At 34.9% G+C, this 18,555-nt stretch carries 15 protein-coding genes; 11 read left to right on the forward strand and 4 right to left on the reverse strand.

The annotated features are described in order from the left end of the window. Positions 1-8: 8 nt before the first annotated feature. Together LZQ00_RS17110 and LZQ00_RS17115 are read left to right on the forward strand one after the other, a co-directional pair. Positions 9-2,402 (forward strand): GumC family protein, encoded by a 2,394-nt coding sequence (locus tag LZQ00_RS17110; RefSeq protein ID WP_234510470.1) that lies wholly within the window; start codon positions 9-11, stop codon positions 2,400-2,402. Positions 2,403-2,634: 232 nt separating this feature from the next. After that, positions 2,635-3,435, forward strand: a complete 801-nt coding sequence (locus LZQ00_RS17115) for a tyrosine-protein phosphatase (protein ID WP_234510471.1) — start codon at positions 2,635-2,637, stop codon at positions 3,433-3,435. 77 nt (positions 3,436-3,512) lie between these two features. On the opposite strand, the gene LZQ00_RS17120 is transcribed toward LZQ00_RS17115, so the two are convergent. Together LZQ00_RS17120 and LZQ00_RS17125 are read right to left on the reverse strand one after the other, a co-directional pair. Further along, positions 3,513-5,123: a fimbrillin family protein gene (locus tag LZQ00_RS17120; protein WP_234510472.1), complete on the reverse strand. Its 1,611-nt coding sequence runs from the start codon at positions 5,121-5,123 to the stop codon at positions 3,513-3,515. A 15-nt stretch (positions 5,124-5,138) separates the two neighbouring features. Further along, positions 5,139-5,309, reverse strand: coding sequence for a hypothetical protein (locus LZQ00_RS17125; RefSeq protein ID WP_234510473.1), 171 nt, complete (start codon positions 5,307-5,309; stop codon positions 5,139-5,141). Between the two features lie 452 nt (positions 5,310-5,761). Between LZQ00_RS17125 and LZQ00_RS17130 the strand changes: the two genes are divergently transcribed. The 3 genes from LZQ00_RS17130 (at position 5,762) to LZQ00_RS17140 (ending at position 9,062) form a co-directional block, all read left to right on the forward strand. Continuing rightward, positions 5,762-5,965: a sialidase family protein gene (locus tag LZQ00_RS17130; protein WP_234510474.1), complete on the forward strand. Its 204-nt coding sequence runs from the start codon at positions 5,762-5,764 to the stop codon at positions 5,963-5,965. Between the two features lie 1,158 nt (positions 5,966-7,123). Then, positions 7,124-7,309 (forward strand): hypothetical protein, encoded by a 186-nt coding sequence (locus LZQ00_RS17135; protein ID WP_234510475.1) that lies wholly within the window; start codon positions 7,124-7,126, stop codon positions 7,307-7,309. A gap of 34 nt (positions 7,310-7,343) precedes the next feature. Then, the gene (locus LZQ00_RS17140; RefSeq protein ID WP_234510476.1) at positions 7,344-9,062 is read left to right on the forward strand and encodes a fimbrillin family protein; all 1,719 of its coding nucleotides are present in this window, start codon (positions 7,344-7,346) and stop codon (positions 9,060-9,062) included. Positions 9,063-9,207: 145 nt separating this feature from the next. On the opposite strand, the gene LZQ00_RS17145 is transcribed toward LZQ00_RS17140, so the two are convergent. Both LZQ00_RS17145 and LZQ00_RS17150 read right to left on the reverse strand, forming a co-directional pair. Then, a complete protein-coding gene (locus tag LZQ00_RS17145; protein ID WP_234510477.1) occupies positions 9,208-10,950 on the reverse strand; it encodes a hypothetical protein in 1,743 nt (580 codons plus the stop codon). Between the two features lie 60 nt (positions 10,951-11,010). After that, a complete protein-coding gene (locus tag LZQ00_RS17150; protein WP_234510478.1) occupies positions 11,011-11,190 on the reverse strand; it encodes a hypothetical protein in 180 nt (59 codons plus the stop codon). A gap of 932 nt (positions 11,191-12,122) precedes the next feature. On the opposite strand from LZQ00_RS17150, the gene LZQ00_RS17155 reads away from it, so the two are divergent. From LZQ00_RS17155 to LZQ00_RS17180, 6 genes are all read left to right on the forward strand, one after another. Then, the gene (locus LZQ00_RS17155; protein ID WP_234510479.1) at positions 12,123-12,839 is read left to right on the forward strand and encodes a DUF4198 domain-containing protein; all 717 of its coding nucleotides are present in this window, start codon (positions 12,123-12,125) and stop codon (positions 12,837-12,839) included. Between the two features lie 131 nt (positions 12,840-12,970). Further along, a complete protein-coding gene (locus LZQ00_RS17160; protein WP_234510480.1) occupies positions 12,971-15,388 on the forward strand; it encodes a TonB-dependent siderophore receptor in 2,418 nt (805 codons plus the stop codon). A gap of 25 nt (positions 15,389-15,413) precedes the next feature. Continuing rightward, positions 15,414-15,746, forward strand: a complete 333-nt coding sequence (locus LZQ00_RS17165; RefSeq protein ID WP_234510481.1) for a hypothetical protein — start codon at positions 15,414-15,416, stop codon at positions 15,744-15,746. A gap of 9 nt (positions 15,747-15,755) precedes the next feature. Further along, a complete protein-coding gene (locus LZQ00_RS17170; RefSeq protein ID WP_234510482.1) occupies positions 15,756-16,034 on the forward strand; it encodes a hypothetical protein in 279 nt (92 codons plus the stop codon). A gap of 9 nt (positions 16,035-16,043) precedes the next feature. Beyond that, positions 16,044-17,690 (forward strand): PepSY-associated TM helix domain-containing protein, encoded by a 1,647-nt coding sequence (locus LZQ00_RS17175; protein ID WP_234510483.1) that lies wholly within the window; start codon positions 16,044-16,046, stop codon positions 17,688-17,690. Positions 17,691-18,143: 453 nt separating this feature from the next. Beyond that, on the forward strand, positions 18,144-18,554 hold the full coding sequence (locus tag LZQ00_RS17180) for an Rrf2 family transcriptional regulator (RefSeq protein ID WP_234510484.1): 411 nt from the start codon (positions 18,144-18,146) through the stop codon (positions 18,552-18,554). Position 18,555 lies beyond the last annotated feature (1 nt).

Raw genomic sequence — 18,555 nt, forward strand, 5'->3', positions numbered from 1 at the left:
CACATATAATGGAGAAAACTAATAATATTCAAATTAAAGAAGAAAACGAAGAGTCAATTAACCTTCGACAGCTTTTTGAACAATATGCCTATTACTGGAAATGGTTTGTTTTAAGTGTCATAATTGCACTTGTTGCTGGCTTTTTCTATTTGCGTTATGCACAGAAAAATTATAGTGTTAATGCCAAAATCTTATTGAAAGATGAAAAGTCAGGTACTGGTGAATTAGCAGGATTGACCGAATTAGCTGGTTTAACTGGAATTAGTGGTACGCCAGCTTTTGTTTCTGATCAAATAGATGTTTTTGGTTCTAGACGGTTGATGCGTAAGGTGATCGATAAGAATCAACTATACATCACATATTTTAATAAGGGAAATTTGAAAACTACTGAAACAGTAGCAAAAAAATCTCCTTTCAATATTACTCCAATAACGAATCAGGATAGCATTAACTTCAGCTTATCAATAACTGTTCTAGATGGAAATAAATTGTCTGTTACGGATGTGTCATCTGGAACAAAAAGAGAATGTAGTTTTGGAACTCCAATTAAAATAGCAGGAAAGGATTTTGTATTTCGTCGAAACACAAGCGTAAAATTAATTGAAGGAAATAAATTTGATGTGATTATTCGGCCTAAAAATATTGTCATTGACGATCTTTTATCTTCAATAAATATTACACCGAATAAAGAAAAACAATCTTATATTGTGAATTTTAGTATGGTTTCTCCTACAAAAGAGAAAGCAGAATTAATTTTAAACTCTTTAGTAGGTGTTTACAATGAAGATGTTACGAATGATAAGATGAGAATGACACGTGCGACGTCCGATTTTATTAATAATCGTCTTATGCTGATTAGCAAAGACTTATCAGGTGCAGATCAAAAGGTTGCTGATTATAAATCTTCGAATTCCATGGTAGATATGGGAGCGGAAGCTGGTACTTATTTAAGTTCGGCAACAGATAATGATAAAAAGGTTTTAGAGTATAAAACACAATTGGAATTGGTAAACCACATGAATAGCTTCTTAAAAAAAGAAGGAAAGAATGGTTTGATACCATCCAATATTGGTTTAGAAGATGCTTCTATTACAGCCTCTATTGAGACTTATAATAAATTAGTGTTAGAACGTGATGATCTGTTGAAATCAGCATCCAATGAAAACCCTGCAGTGATTGCCTTGAATGAAAGTATTGAAGAAAGTAATCGCAATATTCGTCAATCTTTTGAAAATTACCGTAAAGTAACGGAGATGGCATTAAATAGTATGCAGGGAAAATCAAACGAAATTCAAGGTAAAATTAATCGGATTCCAAATCAAGAACAAGGTTTTAAGCAGATTTCTCGACAACAACAGATTGTTGAATCCTTATATCTCCTATTGCTGCAAAAGCGGGAAGAAAACGAAATCAAATCAGCAGCAACACCAGATAATTTAAAGGTGATTGATACGGCCTATGGTTCGAATATTCCAGTGTCACCTAAAAGAAGTATTGTTTTATTAGGAGCACTGATACTGGGACTACTTATCCCTTTTGCTATTATTTATCTGAAATTCTTGTTGGATAATAAGGTTCACTCACGTAAAGATATCGAGGATGCATTGAATGCACCTATATTAGGAGAAGTGCCAAGCTCAGAGCATCCAATTATTCAAGATAATGATCGCTCTTCTCTTGCAGAGGCTTTCCGTATCTTGAGGACTAATATGTCCTTTATGTTAGGAGTTAAAAAGAATGAATCGAAAGTGATCTTTGTTACGTCAACAACATCAGGAGAAGGTAAATCGTTTGTGACGACTAATTTGGCTAAGATATTAAGTATGTCGGGTAAAAAAGTACTTTTGATTGGGGCAGATATTCGTAGCCCTAAAGTATTGGATTATCTTGGATTATCTCATTTACAACATACTAATGTGGGAATTACCCAATATCTGATCAACCCCGATATGGATATTGACAATACGATCATTAAAAAACCGGGTAATTATAATTTTGATATCATCTATTCGGGTTACATTGCCCCTAATCCAGCAGAGTTGCTGATGAATGGTCATTTTGATGATGTGGTCGAATATGGGCGTCAGCATTATGATTATGTATTGGTCGATACCGCACCCGTAAGTCTGGTAACAGATACGCTATTGATTGCTCATAATGCGGATTTGACGATCTATGTCTCTCGTGCGAATTACCTTGATAAACGCCTGTTGAATGTTCCGAAAGAATTGTACGAAGAGGGTAAGTTGAAGAATATGGCTATGGTGATTAATGACGTGGATTTTGCAAGAGGCTATGGTTACGGTTATGGTTATGGCTACGGTTATGGAGATCAAGATAAAAAAGAGTCTCGCTGGAAGAAAGATTTGAAAAAGTTTTTTACTTTATTTTCAAGGAAGTAAGATTTTAGCTACAAATATTGAAGGCCAACTCAATCGAGTTGGCTTTTTTGGTATCGTTCTTGTTATAGATGTTTTAACTATTAGATGTATTAAACACCAATAAACGATTCAAATAAAAAGTAAGAGAATTGTTACTTGGTTATTGCAAGTAAATGTGAAAAATTGTGGCATTCTGTGCTGTTTTCACGTTATATCTAAAGGTTTGGGGATGGATAATAATAAATGAACAAGAATGGGTTTTTTTTCAAATATATTTAAAGGTAAGCCGAAAGATTCTAAATTGAGAGTACTAGGCAAATTGGCTTTTTTAGAAGTCGATATGCACAATCATATCTTACCTGGTATTGATGATGGTAGCCAATCAATAGAACAGTCTATTGATCTATTGAAAGGATTGAATCGGATGGGCTTTGATAAGTTTATCTGTACACCACATATTATGGATGGTATGTATCCTAATAATCGTCAGATTATTCAACAAACCAAAGAGAAGCTACAAAAAGAGTTAAATGAAAGAACCGATGCGACAACTCTCTTTGCTGCAGCTGAGCATATGATTGATGATAATTTAGAAAGATTAGTGCAGAATAACGAGCTTTGTGTGATGCCTGGAGGTTATGTATTAATTGAGATGTCTTATCTTCAAGAATCTAAAGCATTATTTCAAACGATTTTGGATATTCAGAATTTAGGTTATCAACCTATTCTTGCTCATCCAGAGCGTTATAATTATTATCATTATAATTTTAATGTCTATAAACAGATTAAAGATGCAGGTTGTTTATTACAATTGAACTTATTATCTATAAGCCGTTATTATGGTGTAGAAGTTAAATCTGCGGCTTTAACGATGATCAAATCTGGGATGTACGATTTTGTAGGTACGGATTTGCACCATGAGCGCCATTTGACAGCTTTGGAAAATGTTGTTGCAAAATATCCTATTCGAGAACTGTTACAAACATGCCCGATCTTAAATCCAACTTTAGTGGATCATATTAATAATCAAAATAATATTATAGCAACAGGCTAATCTGATCATTCTATAATAAAAAAGGCTTTTTCATTTTAAATGAAAAAGCCTTTTTTATATTCTGTCATAGAAAATGATTAACCCCCTGTAGAACAGCTGATCTTTTTCTTTCCAGATCCATATCCTTTTAATACGGTTCTTCCGTCCACTAGTTGTGTTATTTTAACTGTATTTGTACCAACAATACTACTATTCCATGGAAAAGTATTAAATGTATTGCCATTCGTTAATACCAATGGATATAAAGTACCTCCAGAAGTTTTGCTCCCAAACATCGTTACTACCCCTGTTCTACTGATAACAACTTTTACTAAGGGCTTTAATGTGGTGCCCTGTAAATTATAGATAGCTCCTATATTTGATCCTCCAGCTGCATTGACACCTTCATAAATACTTCCGTCAGCAAATTTGATGTTCTGGATTGAGGATCCCCCAACTTTTTGAAACTGTATTTCTTGAGTCGCTAACTTAACACCATTCACTTCCATGTTAAAAGCATTGTCCATATCAACAATGTCAAATACAAATCCATAATCTGCCCCTGGCGCAGTAATGGTTTTACTTATTGTTGTCCCATTCACATAGAAAACATTATCAATCATAGTCCCCTTTTTACCACCCAGGATAACTTCTGGATAATTCCAGTCCAAACCATCTGCACCCGCTACATCTTGTGTGCAGGTTTTGAATGTAAGATCTAATGTATAACGACTTCCTGGTTTTATTTTCAAACCACTTATGGGAAAATTGATCTTTGTCTCACCGTCTATCGTAATGCTGCCCAAATTTATAGTACCTGCGTTTTCAACAGGATTGATCAATAAAGTGGGGCTACTTGTGACTTGACGCACTCCAGTTCCCAAGCTAGGGAAGATGATATTGGCACCTGCCGTGTTTACGGTATTATAGGTAATGGAACCATCGGCAAGCCTCAGATTTGCACCTGTCCTGGTTGGTTTGGCAACGGCGGCAATGATGGCGTTAATATTACCTGTCATATTGGGATCCATGTGTAGAACCGTGGTAACCTGACTGAACTGATGCTTTAATATAACATTCAGGTTATTGTTTCCCCAATTTAGCTTAATCGTATTTTTAAAGTACATCAGATCTGCACTTACATTGGCAATAGTTGCGGTTGACAGATTAGCTTGATTACTTGTTGTAGGAGCGGTCGTGGTGCTATTGATGGAATAAACGACAAAAGTATAGGTTTTACCAGCATCTAGGGGTACACCTGGTGTTTGAGCCTCATTGCCGTAGGTGTAATTTTTTTCGACAACAAAATTTCCGTTACTATCGTAAACCAATAATTTATATTGAATACCCTTAACCAATACGGTATTGACGATTTGGGAAGCTGCTTTATTGGTTGATGCTAACAATTTAGTCTCATTTTCAGAGCTGGTATTATTATTTAATTTTACGTCAATGGTATTACCCTTAGCAAAGGCTATGGTACTATCCAGGACCAGTTGTGCATTTAAGGAAGAAGGATTGGTGCTATTCGTGGTGGGTAAATCATATTCTTCAGAAGTTTCAGCAGCAAGCATATTAATATTGACGATGGCACCAGTGGAAGATGTGCTATCACTTGTTTCCTTTTGACAAGATTGTATACTGCCTAAAAGTGCTATCATCAATAGTATAAATAGGGTGTTTTGCAGTTTTTTTATTCTAGTTTTCATAGTTTTAATCTTCCTTTACCAATCAATGGTTTTGTAATCTGTATCTTCTACAATCCATTGATCTTTAATTTCATTATAAACGTTTGGTGTGTGTACTGTTGCTGATCCAGCAGCAATTGCTTCCTCAAGTTCTACATATGTCAGTATGATTACAGGTGGGAAATATTTTTTCTTTGGAGCACTCATTTTTGTGTTATTTAATTAAATAAAGAATTGTTGCAGTTTTAAATATCTTGCAACAAATAAATTTTATTAAGACAGCACAAAAATATAAGTTATAACATTAATTCTTTTAAATCAGAAGGCTTTAAGTTGTAAATGCAGTTGTTGAACTACATTTGCATGCTTGTATGTTTGCTAAGGGGTGTTTCGAAAATATAAATTAAAATACTAGAATTGTCATTGATTTATTAGGATGAAGAACCGCATAATAAATGTTACTCAGCTGTTTTCAGTATTACTCATTAATTTATGAGTAATATTAAGCCATATAACAAAATGAAAAATTAAGTAGAGTTTTGTTTTTTGTGGCAATGACTAGCATACGGGTCAAAGGGTAAGAAGTAAATATATTTGTGTCAGGTCAGTTATAAAAATTATCGGATACTCGCATTATTAAAGATAAAATAGAACAATTGATGGCATTTGCCAAAGCTAGGGTAGACCATGTTGGTAATTTTGGAAATGTAGATATTGTCTATAAAATTAGCAGATATAACGGCAAGTCTTGGTGTAGACTGCAAGTCGCAGTGGATAATGATAATCTGCAGGTTGGCAATCTAGCTCCAGCGGTCGATCTCTTAGATACTCGGTATCCAAATAGTTGTTTACTGATATTCTAAAATACTGCAAATAATCATGAAGGAGAAATAAGGAATAGAAATGGAATATGAGAGTGTTGATGTGTAAGTTGCATGGATGATAAGAAAATTGGAGAGCTATGCGAGTACCCCTGGACATGTTTTGTAATTCGATTCAGGCAAGTATAAAAGACGGATTTATATTCATGCTACTCATTCTAAAGGAGACCGAAAACCAAATGATAAAGATTATTTTGCACATACCTATTATTCGGAGGATCATGGGGAAATCTTAAAGTTAGATAAACAAATGCCTTTTGAAGGGTCAATGAAACCATGGCAACACAGATTTCCTCTATAGGATTATACATGAATTCACTTGTAACCAGCAGGGGGGAAACATAAAGCAAGCATTGTTTCTTACTCCAACAATAGGGGGTAGCATGGGATAAGATCTTTTATGATCAGAACCTTAGTGATCATGTCAATCAAAGATTTGTACTTTCCTGAAAAGAAGGAAATCATTAATTTTTCATTAAGTAGACGAAGGTAAAGGTGTGCTTTTTATCTATTTTAAATCTTTTACAAGAACATCGCGAAAAAATCTTCTGAAATATTACAAATAAGATTGCAGAAGATTGGAATATTTTACGCAAAGAAAAGGCAACTAAAGAGGAATTAGATGTTTTTCAACCCTTTGTTTTAAATAGTTGTATAGTCAATTTTTGTGATTTATTATGAATTTTTCATAAGTTAATTTATAAATAAGGTATGCGAGAATTAATAATACATAAGTTGTTAATAATCATTTTTTTAGTGAGTAAAATGTGATTTAGCAAGTAAATAATCTTCTTTTATCTGTCGAAACAATATCTTTAATTAATATGTTTTTATAAAGTTGCATTAAACACCAAATAATTTAATATACTAATTTAGTATTTAATAAAAAGTAAATGTAATAAGACTATTTAGCAAATATTTTTTTAAAAAACAAAATATTAGTAGTGTTTCCATTACAAATGCAAAATATATTGCTTACTATTGTAGTAATTATTAATTAAATTATTGCAAACAAGATTTTTACACTATCCTTTTTGTGTATTTTTAATCTAAAAAATAGACTAATATGCTCTCAAACCAAACCAGATGCATAATAGAAATGGTGATTTGGATAGTATAAAAAATTAACCAACATTAACTATGAAAACAAGAAAAAAAATGAATTACAATACCCCTGTTATTCAGGAGGTAAGTGTCAAATTGGAACAAGGAGTCGCTGCTGGTTCTGTTTCATTTACTGGAGGTATTGGCCCAGATCCAAATAACCCTGGAGTAGATGCTTGGGGTGCCGAATTACCTGGTGGATCAACCAGTGGAGATTTATAAATCTATTATTTTATTAGTTTAATATAAAGAAATCATGAATAAGCAATTCAAAATGATATGGAGCTATAAAGCTGTCATATTGTTATTTTTATATGCTGTCCTATTAATGCAAGGCTGTTCGAAGTCTACAAATGGAGGAGAGCTCTTGTTGGGAGATAAGACACGGTTGACAGTTAGTGTCTTGGGGATAGTTGAAGGTGGTGTCATTGGGAACAAAGGACAATCTTTAGCAACTAAGGCTGCGGTTAAACCAGGTCTTGCAATAGCAAGTGAAATTGTAAGCCACATAGAAGGTTTTGATTCTCGGTTCTCGGTCGTTGAAGATGAATTCAAGGGAGATAGAATGGTATCTATTTCCAATAATGATAAGGAAGGAACAGCTACAACTGTGCGTGCGGAAAGTATGTCTAATGGTATCTACTATCATCTGATCGTTTATAAAGTGTCAGACAATTCTGTTGTAGCTAGTCAAGTAATGAGATCGGGTGATGCGGTTCAAATTATAGTTGATGGTGGAGTACAATACAAATGGGTTGCATTTTCGTATAATACAGCTGTGGCCGCAGATTTACCAGCAGTGGCTGATCCAGCAGCACCAGTGGTGTCTATGGGTCAAAATAAAGATTTCTTATATGCGAGTGGTACTATTACTGTCAATTCTTTGAATACACCTTTAGGAATAGTATTTAGTCATAAATTAGCTCGTATTGGGGTTGAACTGAATACAATGGGTATGTTTGCAGACCTAAATACAGCGACTGTTGTTAATGAAAACCAATTAAAAACAGGTAACTTTAATTTATTGACTGGAACTGTAACAGGAGCGCTAACTACGATCGCTACAGCTTCAACTTCTACTTTTACACGCCCGACAGCTTATGGTTTTGATGATCGCAGTACTGCTTATTTTTATACAGCAGACCCAGCTTCATTGCCAAATCTAAATATTAAATTAACAGGTCTTAGTATTAAACTGGATGCTTATGCAGTTTCGCAAAGTCAAGCGACTCGCAACTTTGGGGTCTTATCAACTGTATACAGTTCACCTAATTTTGTACCTGTATTGGGGCAAAGTAAAACATTTAGAATTGACCTGCTTGAATCACCTATTACAACCACATCCAATAATGGTGGTGCTGTTGTAACTAGATGGGCGCGTGCCAATCTATACTATGTTTCTGGAGATCATAATCCTTATCGTTTCCATCATCTTAATCAGAAGACACAAGATAACAATACCTTTTTTGCGTTTGGTGCTATACATCCACAAACCTATGCAACTGAAGGTGCTGAGGCTGATCCATGTGCATTGGTATATCCTACAGGTGTTTGGAGGCAAGCTACACGATCGGATTATCAAGGTTTAGTAGGACGAAGCATCTTGGAAGGAGGTTTTATATCCGCAAAGACACCAACACGGGTTGCAGGACAATATCTCGAATATGCTGCAGTGGGTACAGCTTCACCTTATCCTACGAATGCTGTACGTTTTAATCTAAACGGTTCTGCTGTAGGTGTATCTTTAGTCGTAGGTCTAATTGATCTTAATTTTGGATTTTATGGACAAAATGCGGAGGTTTGGACAAGTACATCATTGATAAGCCTTCCTCCTCTTGTAAGTCTTGGAGCGATTCATTATGAAGCAACGGGTACTACCCATGGCTTAGTAACGGATATATTAGATCTACAGCTATTGGGAGCTGTAAATGTAGTGAAATCAAATTTTATGAATGTTCGTTGTGTTCGGAATTAACACAAAAGCTACTTTAAAGCTGTTGAATCTTTCCTAGAGGAGATCTTGATGGACTTGTATTTATTTAGGTATAATAAGAAAGAGGTTTGACATCATGTCAAACCTCTTTCTTATTATACGAATTATTTTGTCTTCTCTTTTATAACTAAACCCCTGTACTGTTAGTAATTTGTCTCACACATCGAATATTTTTTCCTTCTGCTTTAGGTGCGCTAGGATAAGTAACATTGGTCCATACAGGTACAAAGAAAACAATGGCAAATGATGCTCTGGCTTCAGTAGCAGTGGTGGCATTTATACCGGTGCCTGACCAGTAGCTAAAGGTTCCTGCTGCAAGACCTCCCAGGCCAATCCCTGCAGGACTACCCGTAACAGTCCCTGATGTTGTACGGTAACCTCCTAAAGCAACGAATAAATCAGGGTCATCATAAGCTGAATTGATTGGGTTATCGCTATCACGAGTCCAAACATAAGCATACTGCACGCCAAAGAAGAATCCTGCCTCTGATCTTTTCTCATTTGGCTGAGCAAGTAATTGCCATTCTGCTGCGGTTGGCATACGCCAAGTTCCTGCTGGATATGCAGCTGCACAAGGGTCAAAGCTACCTGTTGCTCCTGTTGGAGTCGTTGATTTCCAGTTCCAAAATTCTGTATTCACTTCGGCACTTGTAGAGCCGCCAGGATTCGGTTTTAAGCGATATTGATCCATATGAGCAGCATTATACCTTAAATTAGTTCTTGCCCAATATATCCCCTTCACCTTTACTGGTGAATCGATAACTCTCATGGTGATCACATAAGAAGAGCCTTGGGTAGGAGTATAAGCTGCTGGATAAGTATAGATTTTATTAGAAGCAAATGAACGTACCCGAGCATCCTCTATAGCAATTTTTAGTTCGTTCAGTTTTATCTTAAAATTGTTAGCTGTTATGGCAGCTGGATTGACGGTATAAAACGTCGCTGTTTTTACTGTATTGCTTGGATTGCCTGCTACAGCAACCATGCTTGATCCTAAGATAGGATTTACATCGACTAAGCTGGAATAATTGCCCGTCTTAATGTCTAAATCCCCAATTTGAATAACATTGGTATTGGTACTATTTTTCACAACGGAGATACTTGTTGCATTATCAATCGTTCCAAATGTGCCTCTTACATTTAGTTCTACTTGAATCTTTGCTGTATTGCGTCTGAAGATGATATTCAGATAATTCTCTCCATAAACAGTACTGATCGAGCCAGAAGCATACAAAACATCCTTGTTAGTTAAGCTACTTTTTGCGATGATACCTGAGCTGTTGATGTCCGGCATTGTACCTGTTGACTCGTTAATAGAAACTGCATACCAAGTATAGTTTTTACCAGCATCGATTTTGATCAAAGGATTCGTTCCAGAAATAGCTAATTTATTGACAATTAATACATTAGACGAGTTGTAAATAAGTAGCCGATATTGGACGCCAGTTCCCATAAGCACATTCGCAGCGCGTAAGGGAGAATTGGAAGAAGCAATACTCTTGTTGTTAGCTGTAGTACTTATGGTAGTATTTGTGCCAATTGCTGATTGTACGAGGTTACTCGTGCCTGCATTTTCTTTTACATCAATAAATGCGTCTACGTCACCCAATGAAACTAAACTAGTCCCATTAGTTGTTGTTGAAGATTCTCCTGAAATTCTGTTATTGCTCGAGGCTCTGAGGTTGCTTGTTGATGCATCCGAGTCTTTAATAAGAATAACCTCCTCTATACCCTTAACGGTAACATTCAGAACCGTGCCGTCTACTGCGGGAGTAACGGGATCATTTTTTGAAGAACATGATGCAAAAATGACCAAACAAACGAATGTTGTAGCCATTTTTAATGTATATTTTTTTAAAAATAAATTCATCTTTTTAGGTTTATATAATATAATCTATTCTTTGTTTTTATTCGTAAAACAAAGAAAATGCTATAAATCAAAATCTTTATTTTGAGAACCAGCATTTGTCCAATCAGTCACTTGTGGTGTATAAGGTGTGCTGGAATTTCCAGGATTAATATTTGCTGATGCAGCAGCAATACCCTGTTCCAATTCTACCCCAATAGCCACAATGCTAGGTACAGTATAATATCTTTTTAATTTGTTCATTTTCATAATAACATGCTATCTTATTATAATGTTTTTGCTAGATGTATTTTCTAAGTGTTTTTACTTATCGATGTAAAGTTAAGTGTTTATTAATCTTTAACATATGTAATTTATCATATATAGTTTTTTTTGTAGTTTGAGTACTACATGCTATATGATGAGTAATATTGAGTAGTATTAAGTATGCGATAATTGCTATTAAATAGCACATAATATGAATCAAAAAAATATTTTTTGATCAACAATTTTTTCGATTATAAATAGAATTATGTTTCAAAATTAATGTTACTTATTATGCTTATATATTCTTGCTGTATCCTTTATGTTGAAGATCCACTTTCAATGTTAAAATAGTTCAATGAAAGAAAGATATTGATCAATCAAAAAAAGGATATCAAAGCATTAAAAATAAATCAGGGGTCCAACCTCCGTATTCAACACCTAAATAGTATCTGTACATCATCTTCATCAGAGTCAACTGTAAAGAATGCTAAAAATTGATCTTGATCGGAGACTTTTGTTGTATTAGCAAGATATGATTTTAGTAAAAGATTATCTCTTGCGGCCCTAAAATACACATAAATAAAAAAAAATATTGCAAGAGAAAATATTCGTTATATATTTGCATTGTTTTTAATGAGTCTAAATAAGAAATACAAAATGTAATTGAGAAGTGTAATAAAATAGGCTCAATAAATAAAACGCATTAAAATTAAAAACCATGCAGTAGACGGCAATCTACTACATGGCCATTTGTTATGATCAGCTATAACTGATCATAAGAGGATTCTTTAGCAAACTAAAAAATCCACTCCCGATCATGTGATATATGGAAGGATGTACAAGATAGTAAAAATGAGGTTCTCATAAAAAAAATCTTATATATCCTTTCATAATAAAGTTGAACAATGTATAAAAACAGACAACATATTATGAAAAATGTAATGACTATGTTTTATTTTGCCCTATTATTGTTATATGGTAAAACGAGTAGCGCCCATGCCTTATGGATAGAGACTCAAGCAACTGGACAGCGCCATAAACCCCAAGAAGTTAAGATCTTTTATGGTGAATTCGCTAACAATGAACGAGAGGCTATCGATAAGTGGTACTCTGATGTAAAGGATTTTACACTTTGGCTTTATGAACCTGGTAAGGAAGTTAAAAAATTAGAAGTTCATGCCTCTGAGAATAATTTCTCCACCACTTTTACACCAACAGTAGAAGGTATTTATTATTTAGCAATCATTAAGGAGCCGAAAGATCTTGGAGGTAAAACTAAATATGAATTTTCTTCCTTAGTTCCTGTTCGTGTTGGCAAAGTAAACAATCTATATGATACACCAATTAAAAACCCCTTGCAACTCCAATTAGAAAGCAATAAAGGATATAAAAAAGGATCCAAAATTCAAGTGAACGTGCTGCTTGATGGTCAAAAATTTGCCAAAGCTAAAGTTTCTGTTTTTTCCGCTGCAGGTTGGAGTAAAGAATTTGAAGCAGATGAACATGGGGTATTGATATTTGATGCTCTTTGGTCGGGACCTTATGTCCTAGAAGTGTCTCGTTTTGTTGAAACAACAGGAGAACATGCTGGAAAAGCTTATACCTCTACCTGGCAAGGTGCAACGACTTATTTGACTGTTAATTAAATAAGTAAATAGCTACTATACGATAGATTATTAGCTTCAATAAGCTGATATGACTACTAAATGCTCACAACAATATAATTTATAACTATTTAAAATCTTTCTCTTGAGGGATGAATTGAAATATTTCTATTATGCATAAATTTTTATCTATTCTATTTTTAACCATCATGACTGTCGTTGGCGGTAAGGCCACAGCACAGCAAGGATTTACAATTGATGGCTTTCTGGTCAATGAAAAAAATGATCCTATATCTGGTGCAACCATTAAATTGGAATCCACCGAAAAAGCTATATCAACAGATGATCAAGGTTATTTTGTGTTTTCTAATATAACTCCAAAAGAGCATCAGTTTGTTATCAAGGCAATTGGTTATGATAAACTTCAATTGAAAGTCATGGTGAATAATCAGGATCAACATTTAAATAAAATAAAATTATTCTCTAAATCTGAATCGATCGAGGAAGTAGCCGTGTACGGGAAGTATTATGAAAAATATAAATTTGATAGCATCTCAGGGTCTTTAAGGTTACAAACACCTATTTTGGAGTTACCTCAAAATATACAAGTTATTTCGTCTGATTTGATGGCCGACCAACAGGTATTCGATATTGTTGATGGGATCACACGTAATATTAGCGGAGCAACCCGTCAGGGTCATTGGGATAATCAGTATGCGAATATTCGGATGCGTGGATCCAAGATTCCTGCATTTCGAAATGGCATGAACATCGAAGCTTCCTGGGGACCTACCGCCGAGGATGCGTCTATGATCGAGCGAATCGAATTTGTAAAAGGGCCAGCTGGATTTATGTTAGCCAACGGTGAACCTGGAGGGTTCTATAATGTTGTCACAAAAAAACCTACAGGACGTACCAAAGGTTCTGCTAGTTTCAATGTCGGTAGTTTCAGTACCTATCGTGGTGCTTTAGATTTGGATGGAAAACTTAGAAAAGATGGAAAACTGCTATATCGTCTTAATTTAGCAGCACAGCAAAAAGATTTCTTTACTAAATATAATTATAACAATCGAATTGTAATCGCTCCCGTATTGACTTATGTTATTGATACAATGACAACATTGACTTTTGAGTACACCTATCAAGGTGCAACTTATTTAACCAATGGAAACTACACATTTTCACCGAAACAATTTGCTGACCCAGGTATTGCCAATGACTTTTTCTATGGTGATCCATCGTTTGAACCGAACAAACTTAGAGATCATAGTGCTTATGTCTATTTTGATCGTATATTAAACCAAAACTGGAAATTCCATGCGCAATTGGCTTATTTTAATTTCAATATGATTGCTAATAGCACTTGGTTAAATTACATGAAAGCAAATGGCGATATGCCAAGATACTTGAGTATAGCAGATGAAGCTGGAGAAAATCGTTTTGGACAATTATCATTTACAGGCGAAGAGCGGACAGGTGGTGTTCGACATCGTATTTTAATAGGGGCTGATTTTGGAACTAAAAAGTTTTGGGGAGATTTTAGAACTTTATTGGACTCGATACCAACAGCACCTCTTAATGTATATGATCCGAAGTACGGTATCCCTGGAGCTGTGTTACCCTCTATTGACCGATCAAAAGATGTGAAAACAAGAGCAGGTGCGGGGGGATATGTGACATCATTATCCTACATGTCCTTTTATGCTCATGATGAAATGGCATTTCTTGAAGATAAACTTCGTCTTTCTTTAGGACTTAGATTTACAAGTTCTCAAATTGTTGGAGCAACCCATGTCGCAGACGTTAAAGATGATGTCTTCAGTCCACGTGTTGGCTTGAGTTATTCCATAGACAAATCGTCGAGCATCTATGCATTATATGATCAATCTTTTGTTCCTGTTTCTGGAACAGATTGGGAAGGAAATGCTTTCAAACCGATTCGAGGAAATGATATGGAAGTCGGATTAAAAAAAGAATGGTTCAACGGTAAATGGGGATCTTCAGTAAGTGCTTATAACATCACGCGAAAAAATGCATTAGTGACGGATCCGAATCCCGATCATGTGATCAATGGAAAAACTTTTCAGGCACAGTTAGGAGAGACCAAAACTAAAGGCATCGAATTGGATATCACAGGAGAAATCATTAAAGGATTGAATGTGAATGCTAACTACGCGTTTACCGATTCAAAAATTTCAAAAGCTACAGATGAAACAACTATTGGGAATATTACTCCCAATACGACAAAGCATACTGCAAATGCATGGCTGACCTATCGTTTACACAAAGGTATGCTACGAGGATTTGGTTTAACGGGTAGTGTACAAACGATGTTGGACAGAGCGATTGGAACCACAAAAGAATCTAATTTTAAAAACTATGTGCGTACCGATGGAGGTCTGAGTTATCAAAAAGGACAATTCAATATTTCCTTAGTAATCAATAACCTCTTTGATAATCGTAAATTGTTGACTGCAGGATCAACAAGTAAAGCAAATGCAGCTACTATTGCAAAAGGAGGGGTTGATTATTACACTTATATTGTAGAAGCGAGGCGTAATATGCGTTTAGGTGTTATGTACAAATTCTAATTATTTAAAATTAAGTATCAAATAGATGTATACTTCACTTTTATTAATCATTTTAATGGCCTGTTTGCTTTTTTATCATACGAGTAAAAAAGTAAAATTTAAAAATAGATCGACCTGGCTTGAAAAATTATGCGCGCAAAAAACTTTTGCGCGCATAATCAGTATTGTGTTATTTCTGCTTGCGGGATATATGAGCATGTATTTGCAAGGTGCAGGAGCAGGATTCTTTGCTTTATTTGCCTATGTGATGGCCATGATGAGTTTGGTTATCTTACTTCGACCTTACACTTACTTGAAATGGCAGCATATCTTGGGACTGTATCTCATCTGTCTGTTCTTTGAGATTTTTATCTTCTAATCATACATTATGCCTGCAAATAAAAAATATTTAAGTACGCCAGCACAGCGATTTTTAAAGATTACAGCTGGTTTTATTGGGGGTTATGCAGTTATGCTTTCTTTTCATGTATTGTTAACATCAATCTTTGATAAGAAAGATATGATCATTACAGCTAGCTTTTCAGGGTATATCTTATGGGCTATGCTGCTGCTGCTGGCTTTTTTATCACGTAACGGATGGAAAGTTTGGGGATTCTACCTACTGCTAACTTTGCTGTTTTCTTTACCCTATATATTCAAATTATAAACTTGTGTGATGAATATTCGGAATTATAATATCTTTTTTCATACCCATACAATCAGTGGCATTATCATTAGCGCTATCCTATATGTCATATTTTTTGCTGGTTCTTTTGCTTTTTTTAGAGATGAAATTGCTGCTTGGCAAAACAATACCTCTTTTAAAAATTTTAAACAAGATCATCGAACTTATGATCAATTGATTGATTCTCTTCAAGGAGAATATAATTTACATGGTCGTGATATTACATTTTATATGCACCATGGAGGAGCAGCTTCCTACGTCAGCTTAAGTGCCTCCAATGATACCCTATTGAACAAAGAAAATCTGGCTAAATTAAAAGAAGATAAAAATGCTCCAAAAACTAAAGGTCGAAGGGGAAGACGCGGAGGAGAAGATTCGAAGAATTTTACTTACGACTTTGTTAATAAACAACCAGGTGAATACACGAAGAATTATGATATGGGAGAGTTTCTCTTTCGTTTGCATTTTCTTGCACAACTCAACCAAGTACCTATTCGGGTTGGTATTGCACCATTTGGCTATTTTATAGCAGGGTTAACTGCTTTTTTATTTCTATTTGCATTGATTACAGGACTGATGCTGCATTGGGATAAGATCGTATCCAACTTTTTCATCTTCCGACCATTCAATAAATGGAAAACCGTATGGACCGATATGCATACTGCTTTGGGAGTGATTGGGTTTCCATTTCAGTTTATATTTGCCGTTACAGGAATCTTTTTAATTATCAATTCTGTGTTGACTATCCCATTCAGTAAACTATTGTATGATGGGAATCAAGAAAAAATGTATCAAGATCTTGGTAATGCAGGAGCTGCAATATATCCTTATGCTTACAAACCACTAGATACACCGATTCGTTTGGCAAACTATTTGGATCTTGCCAAAGAAAAATGGCCAGAAAGTGAATTTACTCGTATTGTGATGAAGAATTATGGTGATTCCAATATGCATATTATTCTTGAAACCGAACCGCATTACTCCAAAAGTTTTGCTGGATCGGGATACATAGATATTCGGGTATCTGATCAAAAAATTATTGCTCAAAAATCCCCTATTCAAAATGCATCCTATAGTGACAAGGTTAAAAGTTTGTTATATAGACTGCATTATGGCGATTATGGAGGTTATCCTTTAAAAGCGATCTATTTTATTTTGGGAATTATGGGCTGCTTGGTCATTACTTCTGGAATCTTGATTTGGTTAGTGGCTCGTGATAAAAATAATGTCATTCCTCGGAAGCGAAAGTTCAATTTTTGGATGGCTAATTTTTTTATGGCTATTTGTTTAACCTTATTACCTGTTACTGCATTAACGTTTATTGCGCTTAAGTTTGGAACAACTGTTGACCAAAAATTTATCTATACCATATTTTTTTACAGCTGGCTAATCTTGACACTGTATTATACGTTTCGAAAAAGCATCAATAGGACCAATCGAGAAACATTATTATTGGGGAGTGTATTGGCCTTTTTTGTTCCGATTGCAAATGGATGGAAAAGTAATGCCTGGATATGGAATAGTTTTCAACAAGGGAAAACCGATATTTTGTTAATTGATCTATTGTGGTTATGTATTGCCATTATTGGTTTGCTTGCCTATATTAAAACCAAAAAGTTTTTTAGAAAGGTTGCTTAATTTTAGTTATTTTTTCTTTTGTAAAAAGAGCTAAATACTGGTGAATCAGGAAAAGGGACAGAAAGCAACATACTTTCTATCCCTTTTTTATAAAGACCAATTTTTTTCTCATCAATGTTATATTTTTTGGTTTAAGTGTGCCAAAGAATCACTTCAATCCTCTTTTGAAAACAAAGGTCTCCACACCGAAATACAGTACTACATGTACTTCCATTCCTTTTCTACTACAGAATTTATGCTCTCAACCATTATCTCTCTGCTCTTTTTTCAGATAGAGTCTTCGGTTTTATAGTGGATTTAAATAGGCGCTGACAGAGCAAAAACTTAAATCAGGTAAGGGAACAATCTTCAAGGGTCTATAATCGGATCCGTGGAAATGAAAAAAGAATAGTAGTTTTTAATTGTAATAAACATTATTACAATTAAAAATACTTTTGTATCTTTGCTGTCAATATGAACAATACGAGATTTTCAACAGCAATCCATATTCTAACTATGCTAGCTGATAGTCAAGAGGAATGGGTGAATTCGGATTGGATAGCAGGTAGCATCAATATCAATGCGGCTATGGTAAGAAAAGAGTTGAGTGCTCTTCAAGAAGCTGGCCTTGTCATTGGTCGTAAAGGCAAAGAAGGAGGTTCCAAATTAAATATACCCAGTCATCAGATAGCACTCGCCGATATTTATAAGGCAGTAAAGAATACAGAAGTATTGGGTAAGAAAAATTTAAATACCAATTCACAATGTTCTGTGGGTAAAAATATCAATAAGGAACTGGAAATATTGTTCTCCGAAACAGAGGAAGTAGTCATGGATTCACTCAAAGGTAAAACACTTGAAAATTTTGCGAAGAAATTTCGCTAGT

The organism is Sphingobacterium sp. SRCM116780, from assembly GCF_021442025.1.
In the GTDB taxonomy this organism is placed as follows: domain Bacteria; phylum Bacteroidota; class Bacteroidia; order Sphingobacteriales; family Sphingobacteriaceae; genus Sphingobacterium.